Origin of the sequence: Streptococcus ruminantium (genome assembly GCF_003609975.1) — a bacterium.
GTDB lineage: Bacteria > Bacillota > Bacilli > Lactobacillales > Streptococcaceae > Streptococcus > Streptococcus ruminantium.
Map to the genome: position 1 here is coordinate 1,095,183 of NZ_AP018400.1, position 26,245 is coordinate 1,121,427.

General features: G+C 39.9%; 20 protein-coding genes, 3 tRNA genes, 1 pseudogene and 1 other annotated feature. Of the genes and pseudogenes, 1 reads left to right on the forward strand and 23 read right to left on the reverse strand.

The annotated features are described in order from the left end of the window. Nucleotides 1–54 precede the first annotated feature (54 nt). From SR187_RS05295 to parE, 21 genes and pseudogenes are all read right to left on the reverse strand, one after another. Nucleotides 55–702 carry a Pr6Pr family membrane protein gene (locus tag SR187_RS05295; protein ID WP_120171745.1) on the reverse strand — a complete coding sequence of 216 codons (648 nt, stop codon included), beginning with the start codon at nucleotides 700–702 and terminating at the stop codon, nucleotides 55–57. Nucleotides 703–767: 65 nt separating this feature from the next. Then, a complete protein-coding gene (locus tag SR187_RS05300; RefSeq protein WP_024531989.1) occupies nucleotides 768–1,106 on the reverse strand; it encodes a zinc ribbon domain-containing protein YjdM in 339 nt (112 codons plus the stop codon). 71 nt (nucleotides 1,107–1,177) lie between these two features. Next, nucleotides 1,178–2,077, reverse strand: coding sequence for an RluA family pseudouridine synthase (locus SR187_RS05305; RefSeq protein ID WP_120171746.1), 900 nt, complete (start codon nucleotides 2,075–2,077; stop codon nucleotides 1,178–1,180). Then, nucleotides 2,061–2,525 (reverse strand): signal peptidase II, encoded by a 465-nt coding sequence (lspA, locus tag SR187_RS05310; protein ID WP_120171747.1) that lies wholly within the window; start codon nucleotides 2,523–2,525, stop codon nucleotides 2,061–2,063. Before lspA ends, SR187_RS05305 begins: the two co-directional genes overlap by 17 nt. Next, a complete protein-coding gene (locus SR187_RS05315) occupies nucleotides 2,518–3,432 on the reverse strand; it encodes a LysR family transcriptional regulator (protein ID WP_024531986.1) in 915 nt (304 codons plus the stop codon). The genes lspA and SR187_RS05315 overlap by 8 nt, the downstream gene beginning before the upstream one ends. 60 nt (nucleotides 3,433–3,492) lie before the next feature. Then, nucleotides 3,493–4,365: a GNAT family N-acetyltransferase gene (locus SR187_RS05320; RefSeq protein ID WP_050579603.1), complete on the reverse strand. Its 873-nt coding sequence runs from the start codon at nucleotides 4,363–4,365 to the stop codon at nucleotides 3,493–3,495. A gap of 163 nt (nucleotides 4,366–4,528) precedes the next feature. After that, on the reverse strand, nucleotides 4,529–4,822 hold the full coding sequence (gene rpmA / locus SR187_RS05325; protein WP_024532936.1) for a 50S ribosomal protein L27: 294 nt from the start codon (nucleotides 4,820–4,822) through the stop codon (nucleotides 4,529–4,531). Next, on the reverse strand, nucleotides 4,800–5,006 hold the full coding sequence (locus tag SR187_RS10090) for a GerMN domain-containing protein (protein ID WP_323131742.1): 207 nt from the start codon (nucleotides 5,004–5,006) through the stop codon (nucleotides 4,800–4,802). Before SR187_RS10090 ends, rpmA begins: the two co-directional genes overlap by 23 nt. Further along, nucleotides 4,939–5,184, reverse strand: a pseudogene (rplU, locus tag SR187_RS05330) (50S ribosomal protein L21); the annotation flags it as partial. The gene SR187_RS10090 and the pseudogene rplU, both read right to left, overlap by 68 nt. Before the next feature lie 37 nt (nucleotides 5,185–5,221). After that, nucleotides 5,222–5,310 (reverse strand) — a sequence feature (ribosomal protein L21 leader region). A 164-nt stretch (nucleotides 5,311–5,474) separates the two neighbouring features. After that, nucleotides 5,475–6,800 (reverse strand): branched-chain amino acid transport system II carrier protein, encoded by a 1,326-nt coding sequence (brnQ, locus tag SR187_RS05335; protein ID WP_120171748.1) that lies wholly within the window; start codon nucleotides 6,798–6,800, stop codon nucleotides 5,475–5,477. A 234-nt stretch (nucleotides 6,801–7,034) separates the two neighbouring features. Then, nucleotides 7,035–8,252 carry a tRNA uracil 4-sulfurtransferase ThiI gene (gene thiI, locus SR187_RS05340; RefSeq protein WP_120171749.1) on the reverse strand — a complete coding sequence of 406 codons (1,218 nt, stop codon included), beginning with the start codon at nucleotides 8,250–8,252 and terminating at the stop codon, nucleotides 7,035–7,037. A 1-nt stretch (nucleotide 8,253) separates the two neighbouring features. Beyond that, the gene (locus SR187_RS05345) at nucleotides 8,254–9,396 is read right to left on the reverse strand and encodes a cysteine desulfurase family protein (RefSeq protein WP_120171750.1); all 1,143 of its coding nucleotides are present in this window, start codon (nucleotides 9,394–9,396) and stop codon (nucleotides 8,254–8,256) included. 288 nt (nucleotides 9,397–9,684) lie between these two features. Continuing rightward, nucleotides 9,685–10,092, reverse strand: a complete 408-nt coding sequence (locus SR187_RS05350; protein WP_024532931.1) for an NUDIX hydrolase — start codon at nucleotides 10,090–10,092, stop codon at nucleotides 9,685–9,687. A 61-nt stretch (nucleotides 10,093–10,153) separates the two neighbouring features. Beyond that, nucleotides 10,154–10,225, reverse strand: a tRNA-Arg gene (locus SR187_RS05355). A 38-nt stretch (nucleotides 10,226–10,263) separates the two neighbouring features. Beyond that, nucleotides 10,264–11,469, reverse strand: a complete 1,206-nt coding sequence (gene rpsA, locus SR187_RS05360) for a 30S ribosomal protein S1 (RefSeq protein ID WP_120171751.1) — start codon at nucleotides 11,467–11,469, stop codon at nucleotides 10,264–10,266. Between the two features lie 121 nt (nucleotides 11,470–11,590). Further along, nucleotides 11,591–11,662, reverse strand: a tRNA-Gln gene (locus SR187_RS05365). A 146-nt stretch (nucleotides 11,663–11,808) separates the two neighbouring features. Then, nucleotides 11,809–11,889 (reverse strand) — tRNA-Tyr (locus SR187_RS05370). A 51-nt stretch (nucleotides 11,890–11,940) separates the two neighbouring features. After that, on the reverse strand, nucleotides 11,941–12,174 hold the full coding sequence (locus SR187_RS05375; protein WP_024532929.1) for a DUF2969 domain-containing protein: 234 nt from the start codon (nucleotides 12,172–12,174) through the stop codon (nucleotides 11,941–11,943). 67 nt (nucleotides 12,175–12,241) lie between these two features. After that, entirely contained in the window at nucleotides 12,242–13,264 is a 1,023-nt protein-coding gene (locus SR187_RS05380; RefSeq protein ID WP_120171752.1) for a branched-chain amino acid aminotransferase, read from the reverse strand. A gap of 113 nt (nucleotides 13,265–13,377) precedes the next feature. After that, on the reverse strand, nucleotides 13,378–15,831 hold the full coding sequence (parC, locus tag SR187_RS05385; RefSeq protein ID WP_120171753.1) for a DNA topoisomerase IV subunit A: 2,454 nt from the start codon (nucleotides 15,829–15,831) through the stop codon (nucleotides 13,378–13,380). A gap of 595 nt (nucleotides 15,832–16,426) precedes the next feature. After that, a complete protein-coding gene (gene parE / locus SR187_RS05395; protein WP_120171754.1) occupies nucleotides 16,427–18,376 on the reverse strand; it encodes a DNA topoisomerase IV subunit B in 1,950 nt (649 codons plus the stop codon). A 142-nt stretch (nucleotides 18,377–18,518) separates the two neighbouring features. Between parE and plsY the strand changes: the two genes are divergently transcribed. Next, complete coding sequence (plsY, locus tag SR187_RS05400; RefSeq protein WP_120171755.1) at nucleotides 18,519–19,163, forward strand: glycerol-3-phosphate 1-O-acyltransferase PlsY; 645 nt, start codon at nucleotides 18,519–18,521, stop codon at nucleotides 19,161–19,163. A 17-nt stretch (nucleotides 19,164–19,180) separates the two neighbouring features. Here plsY and addA read toward each other — a convergent pair whose 3' ends face one another. Both addA and rexB read right to left on the reverse strand, forming a co-directional pair. Further along, nucleotides 19,181–22,837, reverse strand: a complete 3,657-nt coding sequence (addA, locus tag SR187_RS05405) for a helicase-exonuclease AddAB subunit AddA (RefSeq protein ID WP_162496989.1) — start codon at nucleotides 22,835–22,837, stop codon at nucleotides 19,181–19,183. After that, a complete protein-coding gene (gene rexB / locus SR187_RS05410; RefSeq protein ID WP_120171757.1) occupies nucleotides 22,834–26,103 on the reverse strand; it encodes an ATP-dependent nuclease subunit B in 3,270 nt (1,089 codons plus the stop codon). The genes addA and rexB overlap by 4 nt, the downstream gene beginning before the upstream one ends. Between the last annotated feature and the right edge of the window lie 142 nt (nucleotides 26,104–26,245).

Consider the following 26,245-nt stretch of genomic DNA (forward strand, 5'->3'; position numbering starts at 1 on the left):
TAAAATTTCAATCTTGACAATTTTTTTCTGAAAAAAATGAGAATTCTTCGTGTTTTACTGAGTATCAGACTTGATAGACACAGGACGTTGAAGGTTTAGAGATTTTATTGCCACCAATAAGAAACCACAGAGCAGGTAAGCTACAAAGATTGTACCCGCGTAAGTCAATACATAGGGCCAACCATACTTTGGAACATTGAGGAAAAAATAGGCAAAAGGACTATCCTTAGCGTCCGGAATAGGAATCTTGATAAAAAAGCCATTGATTAAACCAAAAATCATATAAAAGACTGGCAATGTTGTCCACCAAATTGGATCAAACCATTTGTACTGCCTTTGACGATCCACAATCAGAGTATCCAAAAGAAAATAAAGTGGCACAATGTAATGACAGAGCATATTTTCCACACGCCAGAAATCTTTAGCTAAGGGAGCTAGCATAAAATGATAAACCACGCAGGTAATCATAATAGACATGGTAACAGCCGCTTTGATTCGAAGGAATTTGTGATTTTGTAAATCAATATCCTTTCTCATAGCATAGAGCATATAAACTGCAAATATAGATACCAACAGATTGGACTGAACGGTATAGTACATAAGCATGCCAACACCGTATCGCATAATCTCCAATACCGTGCCAGTGATAGCTAAAATGGTTAACAAACAGCGACTATAAAATAAAATACTTTGATACTTCATACTATCCTTTCATATATGACAAAAGACTGGAATAGGCCAGTCTTTTACTTAGGCAATAAAATCTACTAGATTTTCTTAACAAACTCAGATTTAAGCTTCATTGCACCGAAACCATCAATCTTACAATCAATGTTGTGGTCTCCTTCAACGATACGAATCCCCTTCACACGTGTACCTTGTTTAAGGTCTTTTGGAGCACCTTTTACTTTCAAATCTTTGATAAGCGTTACGGTATCACCATCAGCCAGACGGTTGCCGTTAGCATCAATAGCTATCGGACCATTTTCTTCCTCAGCTACATCTGCTGGATTCCACTCATAAGCACACTCAGGACAAACCAAAAGCGCACCATCTTCATAAACATATTCAGAACGACATTCTAGACAATTTGGTAAAGTTTCCATTTTCACTCTCCTTCCATTTTCCGTGTTCTAGTATAACATGTATTGGAAAAATGGGCAAGATGATAAGGTTTTCACTGGTGTTCAGTCCTCCGTAGTCTCTCTAGAGTCTCTTGAAAAATAGCTGGCGCTTCTGCTGTAAATTCGATGACCTCTCCTGTTCGCGGATGGGTAAATCCAAGTGTCCGGGCATGGAGAAATTGCCCCTGCCCCTTCAAAGTCTTACGTGGACCATAAACCTCATCACCAGCAACGGGATGTCCAATATAAGCCATATGAACACGGATTTGATGGGTACGACCCGTTTCCAAAGTTAGTTCTACTAAAGTATAAGTTTTAAATCGCTCCAACACCTGAAACCTAGTCACGGCTTCCTTACCCTTAGCGGTCACAGCCTGCTTCTTACGATCTTTTTCAGAACGACCAATCGGTGCTTCAATCTTACCACGATCATTTGGTAAATTCCCATGAACGATTGCCCAATATTTGCGAAGCGATTTTTTTGACTTCAATTCTTCAGCTAATCTCACATGAGCTTCATCATGTTTAGCAATCATCAACAAACCAGATGTATCTTTATCAATCCGATGAACAATCCCCGGACGAAGAACACCATTGATCCCCGATAGATCCTTCACATGATAGAGAAGAGCATTTACTAATGTTCCGGAAGTGTGTCCTGCTGATGGATGAACAACCATACCTTGTGGTTTATTTATAACAACAATATCTGCATCTTGGTAAACAATTTCTAGCGGAATATTTTCGGCAACATAAGAAAGCTCTTCAACCTCAGGCATTTGATAAGAAATTACATCACCGACCTGCACACTATACTTGGCTTTCTTTAGCTCACCATTGACCAAAACCTGACCAGCTTTGATTTGCTCGTTAGCGATTGATCGTGACAATTCTGTTAAATCTGCCAAAGCCTTATCCAGACGTAAACCACCTACTTCAACTCTTACTTCCATTCTTCTCTTCTTTCAAAATACATATAAATAGAATGCCTACACCAACAGTTAAACAGACATCTGCAACATTAAAAACTGGGAAATTGACAAAATCTAAATGAAACATATCTACAACATAACCTAGTCTTACACGATCTATAAAATTCCCCAAACCACCAGCCATAATCAAAGAGAGGCTGAACAAAATCCAAAAACTACCATTGATTTGTTTGATAAAATACCAAACTAGCCCTACCATGACGATAATGGTCACAATGGTAAAGAACCATTGCTGATTCTGCAAAATGGAATAGGCTGCTCCATAATTCCGTAGATAGGCTAAACTCATAAAGCCGGGAACAAAATCTCGCACAGTATCTAACTCAATATTAGCAACTGTCCACCCTTTCACAAGTTGGTCTAAACCAATCAAAACAGCTATCCAAAGCGGAAATCCAATTTTACGCATTCTCATCCTTCTTCCTATCAAAATATGCCTGCATCGCTTCAATAAAATCTTGTGCACAGGTACTCAGCTCATCAGCAGCACGTTTGACATAAACCATGCGATTGTCCCTCTTTCCTTTAAAGGGAATTACCGTAATACCATTTACACTCTCTTTATCAAGGTAGCCTGAACCCGTTGCATAGGCATCTGTTCGTTCTAAAATTCCATTCAAAGTGGCACGATCCGTCACATCAAAAATAACTGAGGAATCAGAAGTGTCAATCAAATTTTCTGAATAGTAGAGATAAGCTTCTTTTTCCTGTGTAAATCTTACTGTAGGCAACCCCACCAAATCAGAAGACACAATCTCATCCTTCATCGTCAATGGATGATCCTTACGAAGATAAATGTGAGTTTGAAAAGATGCCAACTCAACCGCCTGCAACTGAAGCTTGTCTAACTTCTGCATAATCCCCTTGGTATTTCTCTCATTTAAGTAAATGATGCCAAGTTCACTATACCCTTGCGCAACCTCATCCAAAATCTGAACCGTTGTTGATTCAAAGATACGAAAATGTGGATACTGTGGGTGCTGACGAGAAAATTCGGTCATCAATGGCGGTAGAAAGTCATAATGCTGACTAGAAATTGAAAAAGTTTTCTCCCCCTCTTCCGGTTGCAAATAGAGGTGTTCAAACTGATCAAAGCCCTTGACCAACATCTGAGCCCTCTCATAAAATTCCATTCCTTTTTGTGTTAAAAATGTGCCTGAACTGGTTCGACTAAAAATCTGGAAGCCCAATTCTTTTTCTAAATCACGAATGGAAATTGACAAACTCGGTTGAGAAATATACATCTTCTCTGCCGCTTCTCGAAATGTACCACTATTGGCAATTGCCACTACATATCGTAATTGTTGAATATTCATCTTTGAACCTCCAAAACTGCTCTACTCATTATACCAAAAAAAGTAGGATTTGCCGACCTCCTACTTCTTTCGCATATAAACAATCTGCGTCTGCTCTGTAAAACCTAAGTTTTTATAAAGTGACCAAGCTCCAACATTTTCTTCTTCAACTGCAATTTGAAATTTTCTCGTATTTCTGTCAATCAAATCATTGATGACTGATTTGACCAAAGCAGAACCAATCCCCTTTCCTCTCATATCTTCAGTAACAGCAAGACCATAAAGATAATTATAGGAGGTGGAGAGATCCACTGTACAGGAAGCAAAAATCTTCTCTCCTTTTTTTATAATATATAAAAGACTATTCTTATCATAGACTGCTTCTTTTGCATACTGAATGCTCATCTCCAAACTTGTTTCAAAAGTCTGAGACTGAAACTGCGCAATCGCTTCAATATCATCTGCTGTTGCTAACAAACATTCCATATCTGGCAAATAAACTTCCTTAAAAGCTTTCCGTTCCCTACTTAACCAAATCTCTTTCTCTTCCTCGGCTACTAACTCCATATTTTCTAAAAAATTCGGATTCTGTTGCAGAAAAACTTGCTCAGTAACAAAAAGCGGACCTAATAGTTTATGCTCCTCTTGTATCAAGTAAAATTGATCCAAGAGTTGGCTAGCAATTCCCTTTCCACGAACATCGGGCCTGACCATCAGACTAACTTCAGCTAGTTCTTCTCTATCGTCTGCATAAATGGCCAACAATCCTAGCAATCTCTCATCCTGATAAGCTAAAAGAAAGGCTGGCATATCTTTATCAAAATTGAGCATGTTAGACAAGTAAGGTTGACGATAGGTCCCATCAACCTCTCTACAAGCTGCATTCAAACTATGACAGGCCTCTAACTCAGCTTTCGATAGATTGGTTCGTGTTTTTATTATACACCTTTTCATAAAAAATCCTCACTCACATATAAATTCCTATCTTTTATCATATCAGTCTATACAACTTTAATAGGATTGTCAAGAAGAAAATGAGTTCCAGATGATGGTAAATAGATCAAGAAAAAAGCTCTCCGAAATCTCGGAAAGCCTTTATCCATGCACCTTTAGCGCATTATTTCGCGATTGGGTAAACAGATACTTGTTTCTTATCGCGTCCTTTACGTTCAAAGCGAACAACACCTTCTACTTTAGCGTAGAGGGTATCATCTCCACCACGACCTACGTTAACTCCTGGATAGATTTTAGTACCACGCTGGCGGTAAAGGATTGAACCACCAGATACAGTCTGACCATCAGCAGCTTTAGCGCCAAGACGTTTTGCCTGTGAATCACGACCGTTTGACGTTGAACCTCCACCTTTTTTGTGGGCCATAAATTGCAAGTTAGCAAGATTCAAGTTTAACATATGTTATTCCTCCGAATTTCTGTAATGATTGTCTCAAGCTATACCAATTAAGCGTTGATAGCGTTGATAACAACTTTTGTGTAAGGTTGACGGTGACCTTGTTTACGGTGGCTACCTTTTTTAGGTTTGTACTTGAAGGTAACAACTTTCTTTTGTTTACCTTGTTTTTCAACAGTACCAACAACAGTAGCGCCAGCTACAAGTGGAGTACCAACAACAGTTTTCTCACCACCAACAAGAACTACTTCTTCGAAAGATACTTCTTGACCTGCTTCAACGTTCAATTTTTCAACGTAGATAGCTTGACCGACTTCAACTTTAACTTGTTTGCCGCCAGTTTTAATGATTGCGTATGTGCTCATTATGCACCTCCTATGAAAGATATGGGCTCATGCCCGATTTTTTGTGAAGACTCGCCTAGTACCGTGGGACAAACCTCTTTTACTTAATAAGCCTAAGTGACGGTAATCGAGCGGTTGCACAGGCTGTGCATAGTCAACACTCCTACTATACCAAAAATCACCTGCAAATGCAAGTGATTTATATCTAAATTTTTTGGAAAGTCTAAAATCTCCTCAATAACTTAAGAAAACGTGTATTTCTCTGACTTAAGAAAGGCTAGAACAACGTTTTCTTTTGCCTTCCCCTTCCATTACATTTCAAAAACTTCACTCTCTTGTTTATTTGGTAAGAAAAGAGAAAGGATAATACCTACGACAGCAGGTAAAAACCAAGCTAAAGATTGTCCCGCCAATGGTAAAGATGAGATGAAAGCTGAAACTGCTGTCCAACCCAATTTCCCTGCTAGAACTTCTACCAAAGATAAAATAGTTACTACTCCTACTGTCATCTGCATCCCATAGGTTGATAGTGGTGCAAACTTATTAACAATAGTAATCAAAACAATACAAATCGTAATCGGATAAAGAACTAATAAAACAGGCACTGAGTAGGTAATAATATTATTCAGACCGAGATTAGCAATCCCAAAACCAATCAAAGTAAAGATTGTTGCATAAATTTTATAACTAAAGCGTGGAAAACGATCAGCGAAAAACTCACCACTTGAAACAATTAGTCCTGCAGTTGTGGTAAAACAAGTCACGATAACCATAGCTGCTAAGAAAATTTGAGCACTTGGACCAAAAATCGCTTGTGTTGCTTGCGACAAAATGTAAACCCCCTTGTTTGTATCCGAAGATAAAACATCAGCTGGAACTGGGAAATGGTTTCCAAGGAAGGCCAAGCCGATATACAAAGCAGAGAAAGCCAAGGCTACAACAAGTCCTACCGACCAAATAGTAGATACATATTCTTTTTTACTAGAAAAACCAAGCTGTTTCAAGGTGTTGACAGCTACGACACTAAAGGCAATAGAAGCAAGAGCATCCAGAGTATTGTATCCTTCAATAAAGCCTGTACCAAAAGCCTGTGCAGTCGAATAAGCTGCAGATGCTGGTAATGGGCTAGTTGAACTGTATTTGAAAAAACCAAGAACAACTAAAATAATAATCAAAATAGCAAATACCGGCGTTAAAATCCGGCCGATACTGTTCAAAATTTTAGAAGGATTCAAGGCAATCAGGTACGCTGCAATAAAATACAAGGCGGTAAAGAGCAAAAGCCAAAATGAAGGATTACCATCTCCTAATAAAGGGGCAATCCCAATCTCGAATGAGGTCGTTGCTGTACGTGGAATAGCAAAGAATGGACCAATTGCCAAATATAGTGCTACTAGATAAATCGTTGCAAAGAATGGAGAAATCTTGCGTGAAATTTCATAAACATAACCTTTAGGATTTAAGGTACCGACAATCAAGGCAATAACAGAAATTCCAACTCCTGATACCACAAAACCGAAAATAGCCGGCCAGAAATTTTCACCAGATAAAACTCCAAGTGCTGGAGGAAAAATCAGGTTACCAGCACCAAAAAACATACCAAACAAAAGTAAACCTGTTAAAGCTCCTTTTTTCATAACTCCTCCTCTTAAAAGAACTTTGTGATTTTTCATTATACCATGAAGCGTCACTATTTTAAATAATTAAAATCAGAAAAAACGGATTAGCAAAATCTGTAAAAATATCTTTGAAAGTAATATAATTCAATAAAATCAACACCAGATATTCCGATAGAAACAAAGCTGATGAAAATTAGAGATACTCCATTCAGGCTGGACAACTGCTGAAAGGGACTGAATTTTTTCAGAATGTTACAGCAATTCCTCAATCAAGCTCTCCACTTCATCTTGAACATCTTCCCTCGGTGTGATGTCACTCACGATAATACCTGCAACCGCCCTTTCCACCAAAGCTTCAACATCCATACGAGACTCATATTGTTCCACATTTTTGATTTTAGGGTTGGTTTTTGGACGATCTGGTGCAAAAATAGTACAACAGTCTTCAAATGGCTGAATGGAAATATCAAAGGTATCAATTTCTTGAGCAATTTCAATAATTTCCAGCTTATCCATTGTAACAACCGGACGAATAATAGGCGTATTAGTTACTGCATTGATAGCCTGCATAGACTCTAAAGTCTGACTAGCAACTTGTCCCAAACTTTCACCATTGACAATTACCATGGCACCACGCTCCTGACGGACACGATCTGCAATCCGCATCATAAAACGACGTGTCAAAGTCATCAAATAGGCCTCTGGTGCTTTTTCCTTGATTTCTTCTTGAATTTCGGTAAATGGCACTTCAATGAAAGTGATATTACCACCAAAAGCAGTCAATTTACGAGTCAAATCATGGGCTTTTTTCAAAGCACCAGGACTTGTATAAGGTGGACTTGCAAAATGGAGAGCTTCAATCTCCACACCACGTTTGAGTGCTAAATAACCTGCAACAGGAGAATCAATACCACCAGATAACATAAGCATCCCTTTACCGGATGTCCCGACGGGTAAACCACCCGCTCCCCTAATTTCTTCATGAGAAATATAGGCTGCATCCGAACGAATCTCTACCCGCAAAGCAATATCAGGTGACTTCATCTTGACTTGTACAGTCGGAATGGCCGTAAAAACTGCATCTCCTAAAACTTGATTAAGATCACGACTATCCAGTTCAAAGCTATGATCACTCCGACGTGCCGCAATCTTAAAAGTCATGCCTTCACGGTAAATCTCCTTCATAATGCCTTGAACAGCTTGCTTAAGAGCCTGAACAGACTTTTCTACCTTGTAGGAAGGTGCAAAACTCTGGATACCAAAAATCTTTTTCAAAGAGGTGGATACTGCTTGATAATCTGCACCATTCAGATAGACATGTCCACGATCTCGATCAAAATAAACTGTCACTTCTGGATAAACCGAGAGGACATGCTTGATATTATTGCGAAGTTTATTAACAAATCGCATTTTATTTTTACCTTTGGTTGATAATTCTCCATAGCGAATCATAATTTCTGAATAGTTCATATTACCTGACTTTCTGTGTATTCTGATAAATTTTCTTAAAAATAGTCAAAAATTGTTCGATTTGTCCCATATCATTTTCATCATCCAAGCTGATACGAACGGCAGTTTGAGCCAATTTCTGAGGAACTCCCATGGCAATTAAGGTTCCCGCTGGCTTTCCAACTTTGGATGAACAAGCCGATGTCGTTGAGATATAGATTTGGTGTTCCTCAAGAGCATGGACAATAACCTCGCCACGAATATTTCTAATACCAAAAGTTAAAATACTGGGGCTAAAACCATCCATCTCTGAAAAAACAATTACATCATCGTATTTGCTAAGTTCATCAAAAAGAATTTTCTTCATAGCAACAAGCTGCTTTTGACTCTCAGCTTCCTTATCTAGTATTAGGCGGAGCGCCTTAGCTGTTGCGGCTATTCCAGCCACATTTTCTGTTGTCGATCGTTTATCATTCTCCTGTCCACCTCCTGTCAATAACGGAGTGATTTTCTTTCCAGATTTGACATAGACAAAACCAACTCCTCGGACAGAATGGAATTTATGACCTGAAAAACTTGCAAAATCAACTCGATCTGTCAAATAATCTTCTGTTGGTACTTTTCCGATAGCTTGAACTGCGTCTACATGAAAAGAAATTGTTGGCTTATCAGCCAGAAGCTGAGAAATTGCACCAATCGGTTGAATTGTTCCAATTTCATTGTTAACAGCCATGACAGATATTAGAATAGTATCGGAACGTATCAAACCTTCCAAAGCTTCAAGATCCACAAAACCTTGAGAATTGACCGGAGCCAAATCAACCTCAAATCCTTGTGTTTTGAGCCAAAGTGCTGACTCTTTTACCGCTGGATGCTCAATAGCTGACACGATGATGTGCTTACCCAGATGTGCCTTTTCAAATGCCACTCCCTTGATGACCCAGTTGTCACCTTCCGTACCACCTGAGGTGAAAAAGATTTCTTTGCTATCCCTACTTAATAAATCAGCTATTTGTTTGCGGCAAGCCTCCAAAATACGAGTAGCCTGACTACCTAGATGGTGCAAACTAGAAGGATTCCCCCAAATTTTTGTAACAACTTCTGTATAGGTCTTAAGAACTTCAGGATAAACCTGTGTCGTTGCCGCATTATCAAAATAGATCATTTTTTATATTCCTTTTATTGCAATAGTCCTATTTTATCATGTTTTACATGGAGTTTCCACTCTTTAAAATAGTTTTACAATTTGTTTTCTTAGCTGGAATCGAAGGTCAATTTTAGGTGTATACCAAAAATAACATACAGCAAAAATCATTAGTCTATCTGTTTTTAAAAAATTCTCACTTCTATCAACTCTATACTCTAGATAGGATTAAAACCTATATAAATAAACAGATAGTCTCTCTTGTGATTCCAGTCAATAGTACATCATCACCTAATGGTAAAATTCTTTTTATTTCCTTATAATCGCATCCAGATAGGGAACCCACTTGTCTCCAATCAATTCCGATAAGGAGCCAATCCAGCGGTAGGCAGTATGCTCTTCGGGGTCTAATTGAATAGGCAAATTTGTAAGCAATTTTCCACTATAAACTAGCCGAGTGAAAACCATCTCCTTTGATACATCATATTGACTATCCTCATGGATAATAGCAAGCAACTCCACTTGTTGACCTGTTTCTTCAAACACTTCACGAATTGCTGCATCTTGGGGAAGCTCACCAACTTCTACCCCTCCTCCAGGAATATCCCAGAAGTTTGGGTAAACATTCTCTTGACCTCGTTTTATCATTGAGCGTTTGGTAACTAAATATCTTCCATCTTCCTCTAATAATACATGAACAATAAGTTTGACAGGCATATTTACTCCATTTCAAAAAGATAAAAACTCCTGTAAAAACAAGAGTTTCTAACGTATGTAGTCCACCCTGAGGGAATCGAACCCCCATCTCAAGAACCGGAATCTTGCGTGATATCCATTACACTAAGGGTGGAAAGGAAAAACTTGCGTAGAAGCAAGTTTTTATATCAATTACAATTCAATGTCACCGAAAAGGTCAGCCATTGAGAAACCAGATTGAGTTTCTGGCAATTCGTAATCACGTTTGTCTTCACGTTTTTGACGACGTGGACGTGGAGCACGTTTTTCAGCTTTTTCTTCACCTTCAACTGCTGCTGGACGCTCTTCCAAAGCTTTGATTGAAAGTGATACACGCTCATCCGCTGCATTTACTTCAAGAACCTTAACAGTTACTTCTTGACCTACAGACAAGGCATCTTTTGGATTTTCAACACGTTTATGTGAAATTTGTGAAATATGCACCAAACCATCAATGCCTGGCAATACTTCAACGAAGGCACCAAAATCAGTCAAACGTTTCACTTTACCTTCAATAACGTCACCAGTTGCCAATTTTTGCTCAACACCATCCCATGGACCAGGTTGTGTAGCTTTCAATGACAATGATACACGACCTTCAACTTCATCAATCGCAAGAACTTTAACTTCTACTTCCTCACCAACTGTTACAGCTGATTTAGGAGATACATTACGCTCATGTGACAACTCAGTCAAGTGAACCAAACCATCAACACCACCAAGATCAATGAATGCACCAAAACTTGTAATACGTGCAACTTTACCAGTTACAACATCACCAACTGACAACTTACCAAATACTTCGGCGCGCACTGCTGCAGCTTCTGCTTCAACAACCTCACGACGTGATAAGATAAAGCGGTTTTCAGATGGATCAACTTCCTTAATTTTTGCTTCTAACTCTTGACCTACAAAGCGCTCAGTATTACGAGTGAAACGGCTATCAATCATTGAAGCTGGAATGAAACCGCGAAGACCTTCAAATTCAACTGCAAGACCGCCTTTAACAGCGCGAGTTACTTTAACGGTAACAACTTCTTCCTCACGACCAACAAGCTTGTCCCATGCTTTACGTGCTTCCAAACGTTTTTTAGATACAAGATATGTAACAGTGTCTGTATCTTTGCCAACAACTTGGCGAAGTACAAGCAATTCAAGCGTTTCACCAACTTTAACAAGATCGTTGATGTCAGCTTCACGGTCATTTGTCAACTCACGAAGAGTCAACACACCCTCTACACCAGTACCCGAGATTGCTACATTTGCTTGACCAGCATCAACTGTCAATACTTCTGCAGTTACCACATCACCAGGTGTAACTTCATTTACACTGTTCAACAAATCTTCAAATTCGTTCATTAAAAACCTCCGACAATCAGGTCTCTCGACCCAAAACAAAATATATTTTATTTAAGGCACACGCAAGGACAAACAACAAATGGACATCTTTGACGAACTAGAATGAAACCTAGTACCTTTACTGGGGTAGCTGGATTCGAACCAACGCATGAGGGAGTCAAAGTCCCTTGCCTTACCGCTTGGCGATACCCCATGAGTATTCAAATAAGATATAAATTCTTCAAGCTGAACACGGACTAAAATCCTAGTGAAAAAGATAAACTTCCTCGTGCGTTGCACACATTACGTCAGTTTCCTATTTTCATACGGATTTATTAACGTTCTTTGTATCCTGCTTTATGGAGAGAGAGGGATTCGAACCCCCGAACCCGAAGGAGCGGATTTACAGTCCGCCGCGTTTAGCCTCTTCGCTATCTCTCCGTGCATCAACAGTCATTATTCTAACATAAAATAACGACTATTACAAGCCCTTTAGTGAGTTAAATTATAATTTTCAATAATATTTCCGACTGCTTTTTCTAGTTTTTTGTAAAAGCTTTCGGTATTTCCATTTTTTACAACAGCAAAATTGTTTTCAGCCAATTCAGCAATCTCACCAATAACTTTCTTACCGATTACAAGGCGATAGCCAGAAAACTCTTCTTTATTTACCAAAACCTTACTATCTTCAATTTGAATTTCAATTTTTTTATCTTTTTTGCTCATTTTTTTAACCTCACTTTTACTATTCTACAAAAAAAGAGAAAAGCTTGCAAGTACAAGCCTTATGAAATCAATCTACTTCTACAATCCAGCCTGCGGGTGCTTTAATATCCCCAAACTGAATACCTGTTAACTCATCATAGAGTCTACGAGTAATCGGTCCTACCTCCGTCTCACTGTAAAACACATGGAACTTGCCTCCCATTTGAACACCACCAATTGGGGAAATAACAGCTGCTGTACCACAAGCACCCGCTTCCACAAACTGATCCAAATCTTTAATATCGATTTCTCGTTCCACTGCCTTCATACCCAGATGATGCTCTGCCAGATAGAGAAGAGAATATTTAGTAATAGATGGTAAGATTGATGGCGAAATTGGTGTGACAAATTCATTCTCCGCTGTGATACCAAAGAAGTTTGCTGAGCCGACTTCTTCTATCTTGGTATGGGTAGCTGGATCTAGGTAGATAACATCTGAAAACCCCTGTTTTTTTGCATACTGCCCTGGCAGAAGAGAAGCTGCATAGTTACCACCAACTTTGGCCGCTCCTGTTCCATTTGGTGCTGCACGGTCGTATTTGTCTTGGATAAGAAAATTAGTCGGAGCGAGACCACCTTTAAAATAATTGCCAACAGGCATCGCAAAGACTGTGAATATGTATTCTTCTGCTGGCTTGACACCAATAATATCACCAACACCAATAAGGAGCGGACGGAGGTAGAGAGTTCCACCTGTTCCATACGGAGGAACATAATCAGCATTGGCTTTAACTACCTGTTTGCAGGCTTCAATAAACAAATCTGTCGGAACTTGAGCCATCAGTAAACGTTTGGCTGTCCGCTGAAGACGTTCTGCATTTTGATCCGGACGAAAAAGTTGTAATTTCCCTTCCTTGGTACGGTAAGCCTTCAACCCCTCAAAAGCCTGCTGACCGTAGTGAAGGGCTGGCGAGCTTTCAGAGATATGAAGATTAGCCTCCTCTGTTAAGTCTCCCTTACTCCACCGACCATTTTTATAATAAGCAATGAAACGATAGGGTAATTTCATATACGAAAAACCCAGATTTTCCCAATCAATTAACACAGACATATCTACACTCCCAGATTACTTTCTATTATTTTACTACTTTTACAATGGATTTTCAATTAAAAATTCAGAAAATTTTGTGAATACAATAAAAACCCGCCATAGCGAGTTTGTTTCTAATCAATCCATGCTCTGAAAACTTCCTCATCAGAAATTGTATCTGAGATAAAGCTACCATTGCTAGTGCGCTCTGATAGGCTGAGCTGAATGAGATCTATTTGATGGACTTTACCAGTTTTGGACTGAACATGGAGCATTTGACTCGATGTTTCCTCTTCGACTTGACTGGTAAATAAATCAAAATCTCCTTGATCTGTCAGAATCGGTCCAGCTGCAAAGACACGATGGGGCTTCGCTTTGAGCTCACGTAAAACTTGTAAACCACGCTTAGCACGGCTGGTCACCGGAATATCATTCGTCGCCATACGCTTTAGACTACCACGCTGAGTCAAGATATAACTTGAACTAGTATTGCTGATAAAAGCTGCAACCACCGTGTCTTTATCTTTGAGATTGATCGCCTTGACACCGGCTGCCTTAGCACCGATGACTGGCACTTCTTCGATGTTGAATCGCAGAGCATACCCTTTTTCTGTTATGATCATCATGTCATCCAAAACCACTGGAGATACTGCGATAACCACATCTTCTGCATCTTTTAATTTAGCATACTTGGTTGATTTGGACTTGTAAGTCCTCCAAGGAGTGAATTCCTTACGCTCCACACGCTTAATCTGACCATACTTGGTTGCCGCAAAGTAAGTCCCCTCTTCAAAATTCTCTAACAATTCAGCAAAGATAATCTCTTCATTGGTTTCAAAATTCATCAATGTCTGACTGAGGTGTTCTCCAATATCCTTCCAACGAATATCTGTCAGTTCATGAACTGGTCGGTAGATAACATTACCAAGATTAGTAAAGAGTAAGAGATGCTGAGTTGTCTTAGCATTCTGTAAGAAAATTAGCTGATCATCATCCCGTTTCCCCATTTCTTCAAGCGTTGAGGCATTAAAAGAACGTGGACTAGTTCGTTTAACATAGCCCGCCTTGGTTACACTGACGAAGGTCTCTTCTTCAACAATCAAGCTGGCCGTATCAATTTCGATGGCTTCTGCATAATCTTGCAATTCACTTAATCTAGAATTACCAAATTGTTTCTTGACGTCACGCAACTCTTTTTTCATGAGGTTGAACATAGTACGCTCATCACCGATAATAGCTGCTAAAGTCTGAATCTGCTCACGTAAGGCAGCTTCTTCGTTTTCCAAGGTAACAATATCCGTATTTGTCAAACGATAAAGTTGTAAGGTCACAATTGCTTCTGCTTGTTCCTCACTAAATTCATAGCTAACTTTTAGGTTTTCCTTGGCATCCGACTTATTCTCAGAAGCACGGATTAGGGCGATAACCTCATCAAGAATCGAAATAACTCGAATCAAGCCTTCTACAATATGAAGTCGTTTCTCAGCTTTTTCCTTATCAAACTTGGAACGTGCAATGATAATCTCTCTGCGATGGGTAATATAGCTGGATAGAATTTTCTGCAAGCCGACCTGACGCGGTGTAAAGTTATCAATCGCAACCATATTAAAGTTATAGTTGATTTGTAAATCAGTGTACTTGTAGAGATAGTTGAGAATGGTCTGTTCATCACTATCCTTTTTTAACTCAATAGCAATCCGCAAGCCTGTACGATCTGATTCATCCCGAACTTCTGCAATACCAGGTACTTTATTGTTCACTCGAACATCATCAATCTTTTTAACTAAAGTAGCCTTATTGACTTCATAAGGAATTTCAGTAACGACAATTTGTTTCTTGCCAGCCTTGAGCTGTTCAATCTCACAACGACTACGGACAACGACACGCCCCTTACCAGTTTCATAGGCCTTCCTGATTTCATCAGCTCCTTGGATAATAGCACCTGTCGGGAAGTCTGGTCCCGGCAGGAACTCCATGAGTTTTTCTAGTTTCGCTGTCGGATGATCAATCAGATAAACAACAGCATCAATAACCTCTGCCAAGTTATGCGGTGGAATATCAGTCGCATAGCCTGCTGAAATCCCAGTTGCTCCATTGACCAAAAGATTTGGGAAGGCAGCCGGTAGTACTGTAGGTTCTTTTTCTGTATCATCAAAGTTCCATGCAAAAGGCACCGTCTTTTTCTCTATGTCAGCAAGGAGATAGCCAGCCATTTCCGACAGGCGTGCCTCAGTATAACGCATAGCAGCAGGTGGATCACCATCCATAGAACCATTGTTCCCATGCATTTCCACCAGAATCTCGCGATTTTTCCAGTCCTGACTCATGCGCACCATGGCTTCATAAATGGAGGAATCACCATGTGGATGAAAATTCCCCATGATATTACCGACTGACTTAGCAGACTTACGATACCCCTTGTCAAAGGTGTTACCATCCCTATTCATAGAATAAAGAATCCGGCGCTGAACGGGCTTTAAACCATCACGAATATCAGGAAGCGCACGCTCCTGAATAATGTATTTGGAGTAGCGACCAAAACGCTCTCCCATGATGTCCTCAAGGGACATGTGTTGAATGTTACTCATAAGATACCTCAATTAAATATCTATACTATAGAATTTTCTTACTGCCTAGTCAAACATTTCGTGATCTCTACAATTTTCTCAGAAGTAAAAATCAATCATACGAGTAGGAAAAATGTCTAGGAGCAAGGCCACAATGGTAGGGAAATCACTATTTCCCGTTGTTTCCAATCTCAAATAGTTACTCCTCTGACTGTTTGATCTGACCTTAAATCACTTCAATCTTGTTCAAAATCAATTCCGACCTTTTGATACGATAAAAATGGGTGAACAATGTTCAGATTAGCATATTTTTCAACAATATCATCAAAGGTCTCACGAGGTAGCTTGTCGATATAGTTTAAGGATTGCTCTAAAAAATACGTGGTGTAATTTGACAGCAATCTTGGGCGACATTGGTGTGACGAATTTTACCGGCAAAACCATAAATGCCTTCAAGTTAAAACTCGATGAATTTGAGAACGTCTTAAACATTTCTCAATTTCTATCTTGAATAACTGAACAACCTTTTTCTAGCTTCTCCGCTCTTCAAGACGAGCTAACCATAGTTGCATTCCTAGTTCCTAGTTTATTTTCTAAAGCCATACCCTGCCTCAGTTTATTTGGTAAATGCTGTAGCTTCTTCCAAAGTAAACTTGACATTATCCTCAATCCATTTGCGGCGTGGCTCAACCTTGTCGCCCATAAGGACGGAAACACGACGTTCAGCACGCGCTAAATCTTCAATCGTTACACGAATGAGGGTACGAGTATCGGGATTCATGGTGGTTTCCCAAAGCTGGTCTGCATTCATCTCACCCAAACCCTTGTAGCGTTGCAAGGTAGATCCCTTGCCAAATACCTTACGAAGATCTTCAAGTTCGCCATCTGACCAGGCATAGGCAATCTTCTCTGTCTTTCCTTTACCCTTGGACATTTTATAGAGAGGAGGAAGAGCAATGTAGACACGACCTGCCTCTACTAATGGCCGCATATAGCGATAAAAGAATGTCAACAAGAGAGTCTGAATATGAGCTCCATCCGTATCCGCATCGGTCATAATGATAATCTTGTCATAATTAACATCTTCAAGAGTAAAATCAGAGCCAACACCAGCACCAATGGTATAAATCATAGTGTTGATTTCTTCATTTTTAAGGATGTCTGCCATCTTGGCCTTGGCGGTATTGATAACCTTACCGCGCAGGGGAAGAATGGCTTGAAACTTACGATCTCGTCCCTGTTTAGCAGATCCACCAGCAGAGTCTCCCTCCACGAGATACAGTTCATTTTTAGCTGGATTCTTGGATTGGGCTGGAGTCAGTTTTCCTGACAATAAGCCTTTATCTTTCTTATTCTTCTTACCATTTCTAGACTCATCACGAGCCTTACGGGCAGCTTCACGGGCATCACGAGCCTTAATAGCTTTGCGAACCAGATTAGAAGCTAACTCGCCATTTTCTAAAAGGAAGAACGTCAACTTATCCGAGACAATGCCGTCCACAACTGGTCTAGCCAAGGGACTTCCCAACTTGTCCTTGGTCTGTCCTTCAAACTGCAAATGTTCTTCAGGAACGAGAATAGACAATACCGCAGACAGACCCTCACGATAGTCAGAACCTTCCAAGTTTTTATCTTTTTCCTTTAGTAAATTAGTCTTGCGAGCGTAGTCGTTCATAGCCTTGGTAATAGCTAATTTTAGACCTGTTTCATGGGTACCTCCGTCTTTAGTACGGACATTATTGACAAAGGACAGAATGTTATCTGAGTAGCCATCATTGTACTGCATAGCCACTTGAACTTGAAAACCAGAGTCTTCTCCTTCAAAGTAAAGAACGGGCGTCAAAGTCTCCTTGTCCTCGTTTAAATAAGAAACAAAATCCTGCACACCGTTTTCATAATGGTACTCTTCGTGCTCACCGGTCCGCTCATCTGTAAGAGTCATGGTGACTTGTTTGAGCAAGAATGCTGACTCTTTCAAGCGTTCGGAAATGGTGTTGAACTTGAAATCTGTCGTGGAAAAGACAGTGTCATCAGGCATAAAAGTGACCTTCGTACCAGTTTTTGATTTTGGTGCGGTACCAATTTTTGTCAAGGTTGTAACTGGATTTCCACCCTGCTCAAAACGCTGTTTATAGATAGCACCATCACGGGTAATTTCAACTTCCAACCAACTAGACAGGGCATTGACCACTGAAGACCCCACCCCGTGCAAGCCGCCCGACGTTTTATAACCACCTTGACCGAACTTACCACCTGCATGTAGAACGGTGAAGATGACTTCAACAGTTGGCTTTCCTGTGACATGCATACCAACCGGCATACCACGCCCTCGGTCAGTGACTGAAAGACTACCATCTTTACTAATTCTTACATCAATACGATCACCAAAGCCAGATAGCGCTTCATCAACAGCATTATCAACAATCTCCCAAACCATGTGGTGTAGACCATTGCCATCTGTTGAGCCAATATACATGCCGGGGCGTTTACGAACCGCATCTAAACCTTCCAACACCTGAATGGCATCATCGTTATAATTATTTACAGTAATCTCTTTTTTAGCCAAAACTGACCTCCATACTTATCATCCTTTCTATATTACAAGTTTTTGTTTATTTTTGCAAAAAATTTCTGTTTTCTATCCGATGAGACAACTTACTCAAGGATATTTTAGACAAAATCGCCTGAGAATATGCTATAATGAGAGCATGTTATTGAATTTTATTTTACTACTAGTTGCTTATTTATTGGGCTCTATCCCGTCTGGTCTCTGGATTGGCCAATTCTTTTTCAAAATCAATATTCGTGAGCATGGTTCGGGCAATACTGGTACAACCAACACTTTCCGTATCCTTGGTCCAAAAGCCGGAACAGTGGTGTTTGTAGTGGATTTCTTAAAAGGTACCTTAGCAGCTTTACTGCCTGTTTTCTTCCATGTTCAAGGTATTTCTCCGATTGTATTTGGGCTGATGGCAGTTTTAGGACATACTTTTCCTATTTTCGCACAATTTAAGGGAGGAAAGGCAGTTGCAACTTCAGCTGGTATGCTTTTGGGAGTGGCTCCAGCCTTTTGCCTCTATCTGGTCATTATTTTTGTGACTTCCCTCTACCTGACTTCTATGGTATCCTTTTCTAGCGTTTTAGCGGCTGGTCTAGCTATCTTGGGAGCTTTGCTATTTCCAGCGATTGGTTTTCTATTGATAGGATATGACTGGTTATTTACATTGATTATCATCTTCTTGGGATTATTTGTCATTATTCGCCATAAAGAGAATATCAGGCGCATCCTCCAAAAGGAAGAGAATATGGTTCCTTTTGGACTCAATCTAACCAAGCAAAAAAAGCGAGCGTAAAAACTCGCTTCTATCTTTTACTCCACATCAACCGATACAACTTCGATCTTATCACCACCAAGTAAAATCAAATGACAGTCTACATGATTTCTATTGTAGGCTTTTTTCAATGCTTCTGCATAGAGTTGCATCTGTGTCTTGTAACGGTCACATAATTGACTGGGATGATTGTATTTATCCGTCTTATAATCAAAGAGAACAATATGATCAGTATAAAGCAGATAACCATCAATAATTCCTCGAAGAACAAACTGTTCCTGCGAAAGAGAATCGATTTGCAAGCTAGCAAATGGTGCTTCACGATGGAGCTTGTCTGTATTTGACAAAATTTCTTTCCCCAAATCTGTATCAAAGAAATCCAAGATTTTTTGAATATCAATCTTGTCCTTTACCTCTTGCTCTGCTTGAACCTCCTGTAGGGCTTGGGAAACTGTGTCTTCTGTCACTAACCAAGATAGATCAAGGCGCTGCATCAATTCATGAACTGCCGACCCGATTTGTGCACTACTAATGGTTGGTTTCTTGGAAAAATCTGGTAGATCAAATTTGACTTTTGGCCGATATGCCTCCATGATTTCCAAGCCTTCTTGCTCCAGAACAGGTTCATAAAGCTTTTTGATTTGACTTGGGGTTCGCAAGCTAGGTAATTCAATAGCAGACTTGTATTTGGTATTTAAATCTTGGACAGATGACAACTGATTCAAGGCGGTTGTCATATCTTCTGACTGACGAATATGTCGTAAACTGGTGCTCTCCAACTTATGTTTAACCACTAGTTTTCCAATCTTGTCTTCAGTCAAATCTTCATCGGTGACAAATACTTTCTTAAAATGAAGATTTTCTTCGGAAAAAGCTGCATCAATGCCCAAAATCCAGTCCTGAAAGGTTGTCATACCTTCCCTACTTGATTTGGCCAGAACACCATTTTCTCTCTTGCCATCAAAGCGATTGGCTAGTTTTTCTGCATTCCCTTTTCCAACCAAGTATAGCTTTTTCTTCGCACGAGTCAGAGCTACATAGAGTAAACGCATATGCTCAGATAGATTAGCAATTTTCAGCTCTTGAAGATTTTGTCGATAAGGTAAGGTGTTCATTAAAACACGGACCTGTGGCAGCGGGCTGTTGACTCTGGCTTTCATATCCGCTATATACTGGATACCCAAACCATTTTTCCGACTAATAATGACCGATTGATAGTGATCTTCCAAATTAAAACGCTTATCACTATTCATCAAGAAGACATAGCTAAATTCTAACCCCTTTGACTTGTGAATCGTCATAAGTTGTACGGCATTCTGTGGCAAAAATTCTTGGACATCTGCTAAGTCCTTATTATTGGCTAAAGCTCTGTCAATCATGGCTATAAAACGAGCCAGTCCCTTATAACCAGTCTTTTCAAATTGATTAGCACGAAGACCCAGAGCGTAGAGATTGGCTTGACGCTTGCTACCATTTGGAAGGGCACCAACATAATCATAGTAGAATTTTTCATTGAAAATCTTCCAAATCAAGTCATAGATAGAATGCAGTTTTGCATAAGATCGCCAGCTGTCTAAAATAGATAGAAAGTCTCCAATTTTCCTTTTGAAGATATTATCAATCAATTCTGGATGCTGACCGGTACCGGCTTGAGCCAGTTTCATTTTTGGGTAATAAAAACCTCTGCTAGCCTGTAGGGCAATCCTCGTTAATTCGTCCTCATCAAATCGAAACATCGGTGATTTGAGAAGAGCGACTAAAGCATAGTCATTGAGTGGATGGTTAATGATACGTAACGTATCCAACATAACCATAACTTCCAAGGATTTTAGGTAGGAAGCTGTCCCTCCATCTGCTACCAGTGGGATCCCGTGCTTGTCAAAAATGGACATAATCAAGTCATTATGGGTTCGCTTTTGCACCAAGAGAGTAATATCCTTAAACTCAACTCCTTTTTCATTATGGAGGCGAATGATTTCCTTGGCAACGACTTCTACCTCACCAGCAGTCAATGTAGCCTCATCAATAGTCTCCTTGCTCGATGGGCGGCTTCCTTCCTCATTGTCATAAATCAAATACTCCATCTCATGCTGGGGTTGAAGAAGCTTCTGACTCGGACTACCTGCTACCAGATGATGTGTCTCGTCATACTTGATTTCCCCAACTTCACGATCCATCAATCTCGTAAAAATGGCATTGGTAGCTTCTAAAACCTCTATCTGACTACGGAAATTTTCCTTAAGCAATATCAATTTCCCAGCAGATGGATTTTTCTGATAGGTTTCAAACTTCTCCTGAAAAATCATAGGGTCGGCCTGACGGAAACGGTAGATGGACTGCTTGATGTCCCCCACCATAAAGCGGTTATGCCCATTAGAGAGTAAGTCTAGCATCCGCTCCTGACTATGGTTGTTATCCTGGTACTCGTCCACCATAACCTCATGGTATTTTTCTTGGAAATGCTGGCGTATCTCCGCATTTTCCTCTAAAATCCGAATAGCAAAATGTCCAATGTCTCCAAATTCAAAGGCCGCTTCACTGATTTTCAAGTCCAAATAAGCTTGTGAAAAATCTAAAACAAAATCACGTAATAATTCCAGCAATGGAATCGCCTGACTCTGGTATTCTTTCAGCAAGTTCAGCTCGTAAACTTCTTGCCTTATATCACGCAAGTTAGCGATGATTTCACTCTTTCCTGCATTATAGTCTTCTTTGAAGGCAACCAAATACTCATCCTTAGGACGATTAGCATTGGTTAATCCCTTACCACGCGACTGGTCATTGATAAGGAGAATGGTTTCAACCCGTTTCATCAACTGCTCAGTACTGAGATGTTCTAAATCGGACAAAAGATGAACCACCTCTTCTACCTTAGCAAAATACTTAGCAGAACCAAAATCTCTCCTCCCCCATTCTACATGATGACGGAAAAAATCCTCAGCTTGGTGAAGTTGGTTTAATACCCTATCCTTAACACCTTGATTAAGTTGTTGCTCAATCTTCTCTGGACTATACATATCTGCCTGAACGGCTATATGTGTTAACCATTCTGATGGATTGCTGGTTGATTGACTGAATTCATAAACCTGATAGACCACCTCACGAAAGCCACTATTATCCTTGTGATTGCCAGAAAAATTACGAACTAGCTTGCGAAAGTTCCCAGAAGTATCCTGATCAATATACTGCTCAAATAACTGACTAAAAACTTCTTTTTTGAAGGTTGCTTTCTCTACTTCGTCCTGCAAGATACGAAATTGAGGTGAGATTCCCAGACTGTAGCCATAGGTCGTGACCAATTTCTGAGTAAAGGCATCCATGGTTCCAATATCTGCTTTGGTAAGATCTGCCAGTTGAGCAGATAGATGTCTACGCAAGTCCATATCACTTATCTGGGCAATAGTCTCATTGAGATTTTTCTCAATCCGTTCCTTTAATTCGCCCGCAGCTTTGACTGTAAAAGTTGAGATAAAGAGCTGGTCAATCCCAACACCACGTTTGAGCTTGTCCAATATCCGCTGAACCATCACAAAGGTTTTACCAGACCCTGCGGATGCAGAAACCAGAATATTTTGTCCATACGTATAAATAGCTTCTATTTGCTCAGGGGTTCGCTTTTGTTCCTTATCAGAAACAAGTTCGGCTGCTTGTAAATCTGCAATTTCCTTAGGGCCCAAAAAGCCTTCAAATGTCATTTGTTCTCTCCCCCTTTCATCCGTTCTATCCAATCTTGCCTCTTCGCTTCCCTAACCAGGCGCCGAGCCATTTTCATGTGTCGATCTGCTTCAAATCCAGTGATAGCTTTCAACTGATCACCTACTACTGAACGCCCATCTTTCGTGTAAGGGTTAATAGCAAAGCGGCCTGCAAGAATATCTTGAGCTGCTTGTTTGTAAAGGTGCTGATTGTAAGCCAACAAGATCCTAAATTCATCTTCTGTGTAGAGCTGATTGTACGTCTGATATAAACTATTCAAACCAATACTCTGCTCTTTTAAATACAAGCCTTTGTAAACTAAACTGCTATTCGCAATCCCTTCCAGTTGCTCTATACTCCTCGTATCTTTTAACTTAACAATCGGATCCTGCAAATGCAAATACATAGCACCAAAAATAGGTTTATCCTTGGTTTCTTCCAACTCCTGCAAGGCCGCTAAGTAGGTTACCAACTGAGGCTTTAAACCGTTGTAAAAATCAGCAAGAGAAAAAGTCTGATCACTAGACTTGTAGTCTACAACACCAATCGCCTGATTAGTCTGTAAGGTATCTAAGCGATCAATGGTACCATTTATATGAATCTGCCTTCCAGTTTCCAAGCATAAGGAAAGAGCTTTCTCTTGACGGAAACTTTTTTCCTGACCATCAATAACGATTGTATCATTATCCCTTAAAACTGTTGCACTGGAGCGTGCAATCTTATCCAGAACCTCTTCTGTAAAACGAGCCTCCGCATCCTGATTGTAAAACATGGCAAACTCAGCTTCTGAGCGAGTATTAGCGATTGCCATCTCCAGCTTCTCATCAAAACTATTATCCGTTTGATCCATTACCAGACGCTCAAAAATCCTATGCAAAAATAAGCCGTGCTGAAAAGCTGTTGGATGGATGGATTCCTGCTCTCTCAAACGTAGTACATTGCGGACAAAATAGAGATACTGGTTATTGTAAAAATTGGTCAAACTAGAGGCTGAAAGATTCAAAGGCTTATCTTCCGGATAGAGGATAGCTAGAGTTTCATCTGCCAGTTTTTTAGAAGAAATGTCTCCTGTAATGGTCGGAATCTCAATATCTTGCGACTCTAGTTTTTTCTTTAAATGCCGAACTAGAACCATCCAAAAAGCTGCTTGTCCTTCCCATTCTTCCCCTTCAAGAGCTGGATTTTCCAATTCCACCACTCGTGATAAGAGACTCTTATAGTGACCAATATCTTGTGGATGAAGTGTTTTATTGCGACCCCGTTCTTCCACTTTTAAACCCATCTTTTGTAAAATTTTGACGTAGGGAGAATGACTATTTTCCTCTTCCTTGTAAATCTGTGGTGTTGAAATGATTAGTTGCTCTGTTGCAGCATTCAACAGAGACATCATGGCAGCGTGATTCTTCTTGATATTTTCCCGACTCACCAGATCAAAACGTGATGAAGTGGCTGATACAAGATTAACCTTTTCCATCTCTTCTTCCGTTAGAAGACTAGTGTTTTTGACAACCTTTGGAAAGTTAGATTGTCCCATACCGATAGCATAGACATATTTAGCAGAATGAGGCTCAATCAAGTCATAGGACTTAATATTCACCACGTCAACAGTTGCAGGAACGGTCCGATAATGACTAGCCTGCATACCTGCCCGTAAAATAGCTAAAAAGTCAGCTAGTTTCAGCTTTTCTTTACCAAAAATCTGGTGGAAAGAATGCAAGATATATGTAAAACTTTTCCAGACCTGCTCTTCTTTTTCCCGTTCAACTTCATTTAGTCCTCGAGATAGTTTTTCCATATTTTGAGGGAGATGAACAGCCTCTAAGAAGGACATAAATTTCTCCAGCAAATTGGAACCGGATCGAACACCCGTCTTAAATAAATCATTCAAAGGCTCCATAATTTTTGCTCGCAAGGGTTCTAAGATGTTCAAATCATAGACAAGTCCTCTATCTTTTATGACAACCTTATCATAATCTGCTCTGCTATTGACCGAAAACGCACGCGAAAAAGTAGCCTGACCCTTTATATCTGCAAAAAGAATATAGGATTCAAAAAGATCCTGCTCTTTTTGAGGAATGTTGGCATATAAACCTGATTTAAGGAGATTGAGCAAATCTTCAGCTCGAAAACGATACCGTTGCAATCTATCCAACGACTCAATAAAATGAACGAGTGGGTGGTGGCTCATTTCTTCTGCCTTGCCAAAATAGTAAGGAATTTCGTACTTATCAAAAATCTTCCCAATCTGCAATGCATAGCTATCCACATCACCCAGAAGTAACAAAATATCCTTATAACGAACTCCCTGATGCAGATGCTGACGGATGGCCGTTGCAACCTGCTCCACCTCTTCTTTCTGATTGACCACATCCCAGAGTTGAACTTTTTTCAGATCTTCTTCTGTCAAATCCAGCACAGAACCACTATAATCATAGTAGGATTCCATGTTCTTAGAAAGTTTGCTTAAACCATCCAAAGCAGGATCTTGTCCAATATAGGTTGCCTTGACACCGAATTGAGCGGACAACTGTCGCAAAAAGTCAACACTGGCTTGATAGACATTACCCTCTATATAACTAGCTTGAATCGCTTTTTTACTGGCATAAACACCGATAAAGATTTCTTTTACACGACTGTTCAAAGCCGTTACCAAGGCTTCTTCTTCCGCGGAAAAACGGGAAAACCCATCTACAATTAAAACAATGTCCTGCAGCTCCTCATCTAGCTGATTGGTTTCGACCAAAGCTGTTAACTGTGCTAACTTAGATTGGTGTTCAAATCCCTCTTTAGATAGCAGTTCAGTCACTGCTAAAAAAATCCGAACGAGATCAGCCTGTTTGTCTGGAGAACCCATAGCTTCCAAATCCAAGACAGACATATTGGCACGTTGCAATTCTTTGTATAAGGCAACCAGCTGATTGATGAAAGCAAAATCAGTCTGTAAGCGCCCATAAACCTTCAGCTCTCCATCTTCAAATTGCGATAAGACTCTGAAGAAAATCATAGCCAAACCAACATCATCAATTGCTTGACCTGTTCCTATCTGCTTGATCATCAAGTAGCGTGTCAATTGTTCAAAACGTGTCACAATAATATCAAAAGAAGCCTGTTCTTGTAGATTTCTCAAGACCTTACGTTCCATCTCAAAAGACAAAGAGTTGGGGGCAATATAAAAGACACGCTTCCCTTGTTTAGCATAATCTGCTGCAATCTCCGTTAAAAACTGCGTCAGTGGATTTCGTATATCTGTATAGATTAATTTCATAAGAAGCACTCATACTTTCTAAAAATATCCAGTCAGTCTGCATCAAAATTGACTAGATATGCTCTGATAGATCCTTGGTAATCTTCAATACTTACTACAATCTCTCAAAAGATTCTACCATCACTAGTATATCAAAATTCAG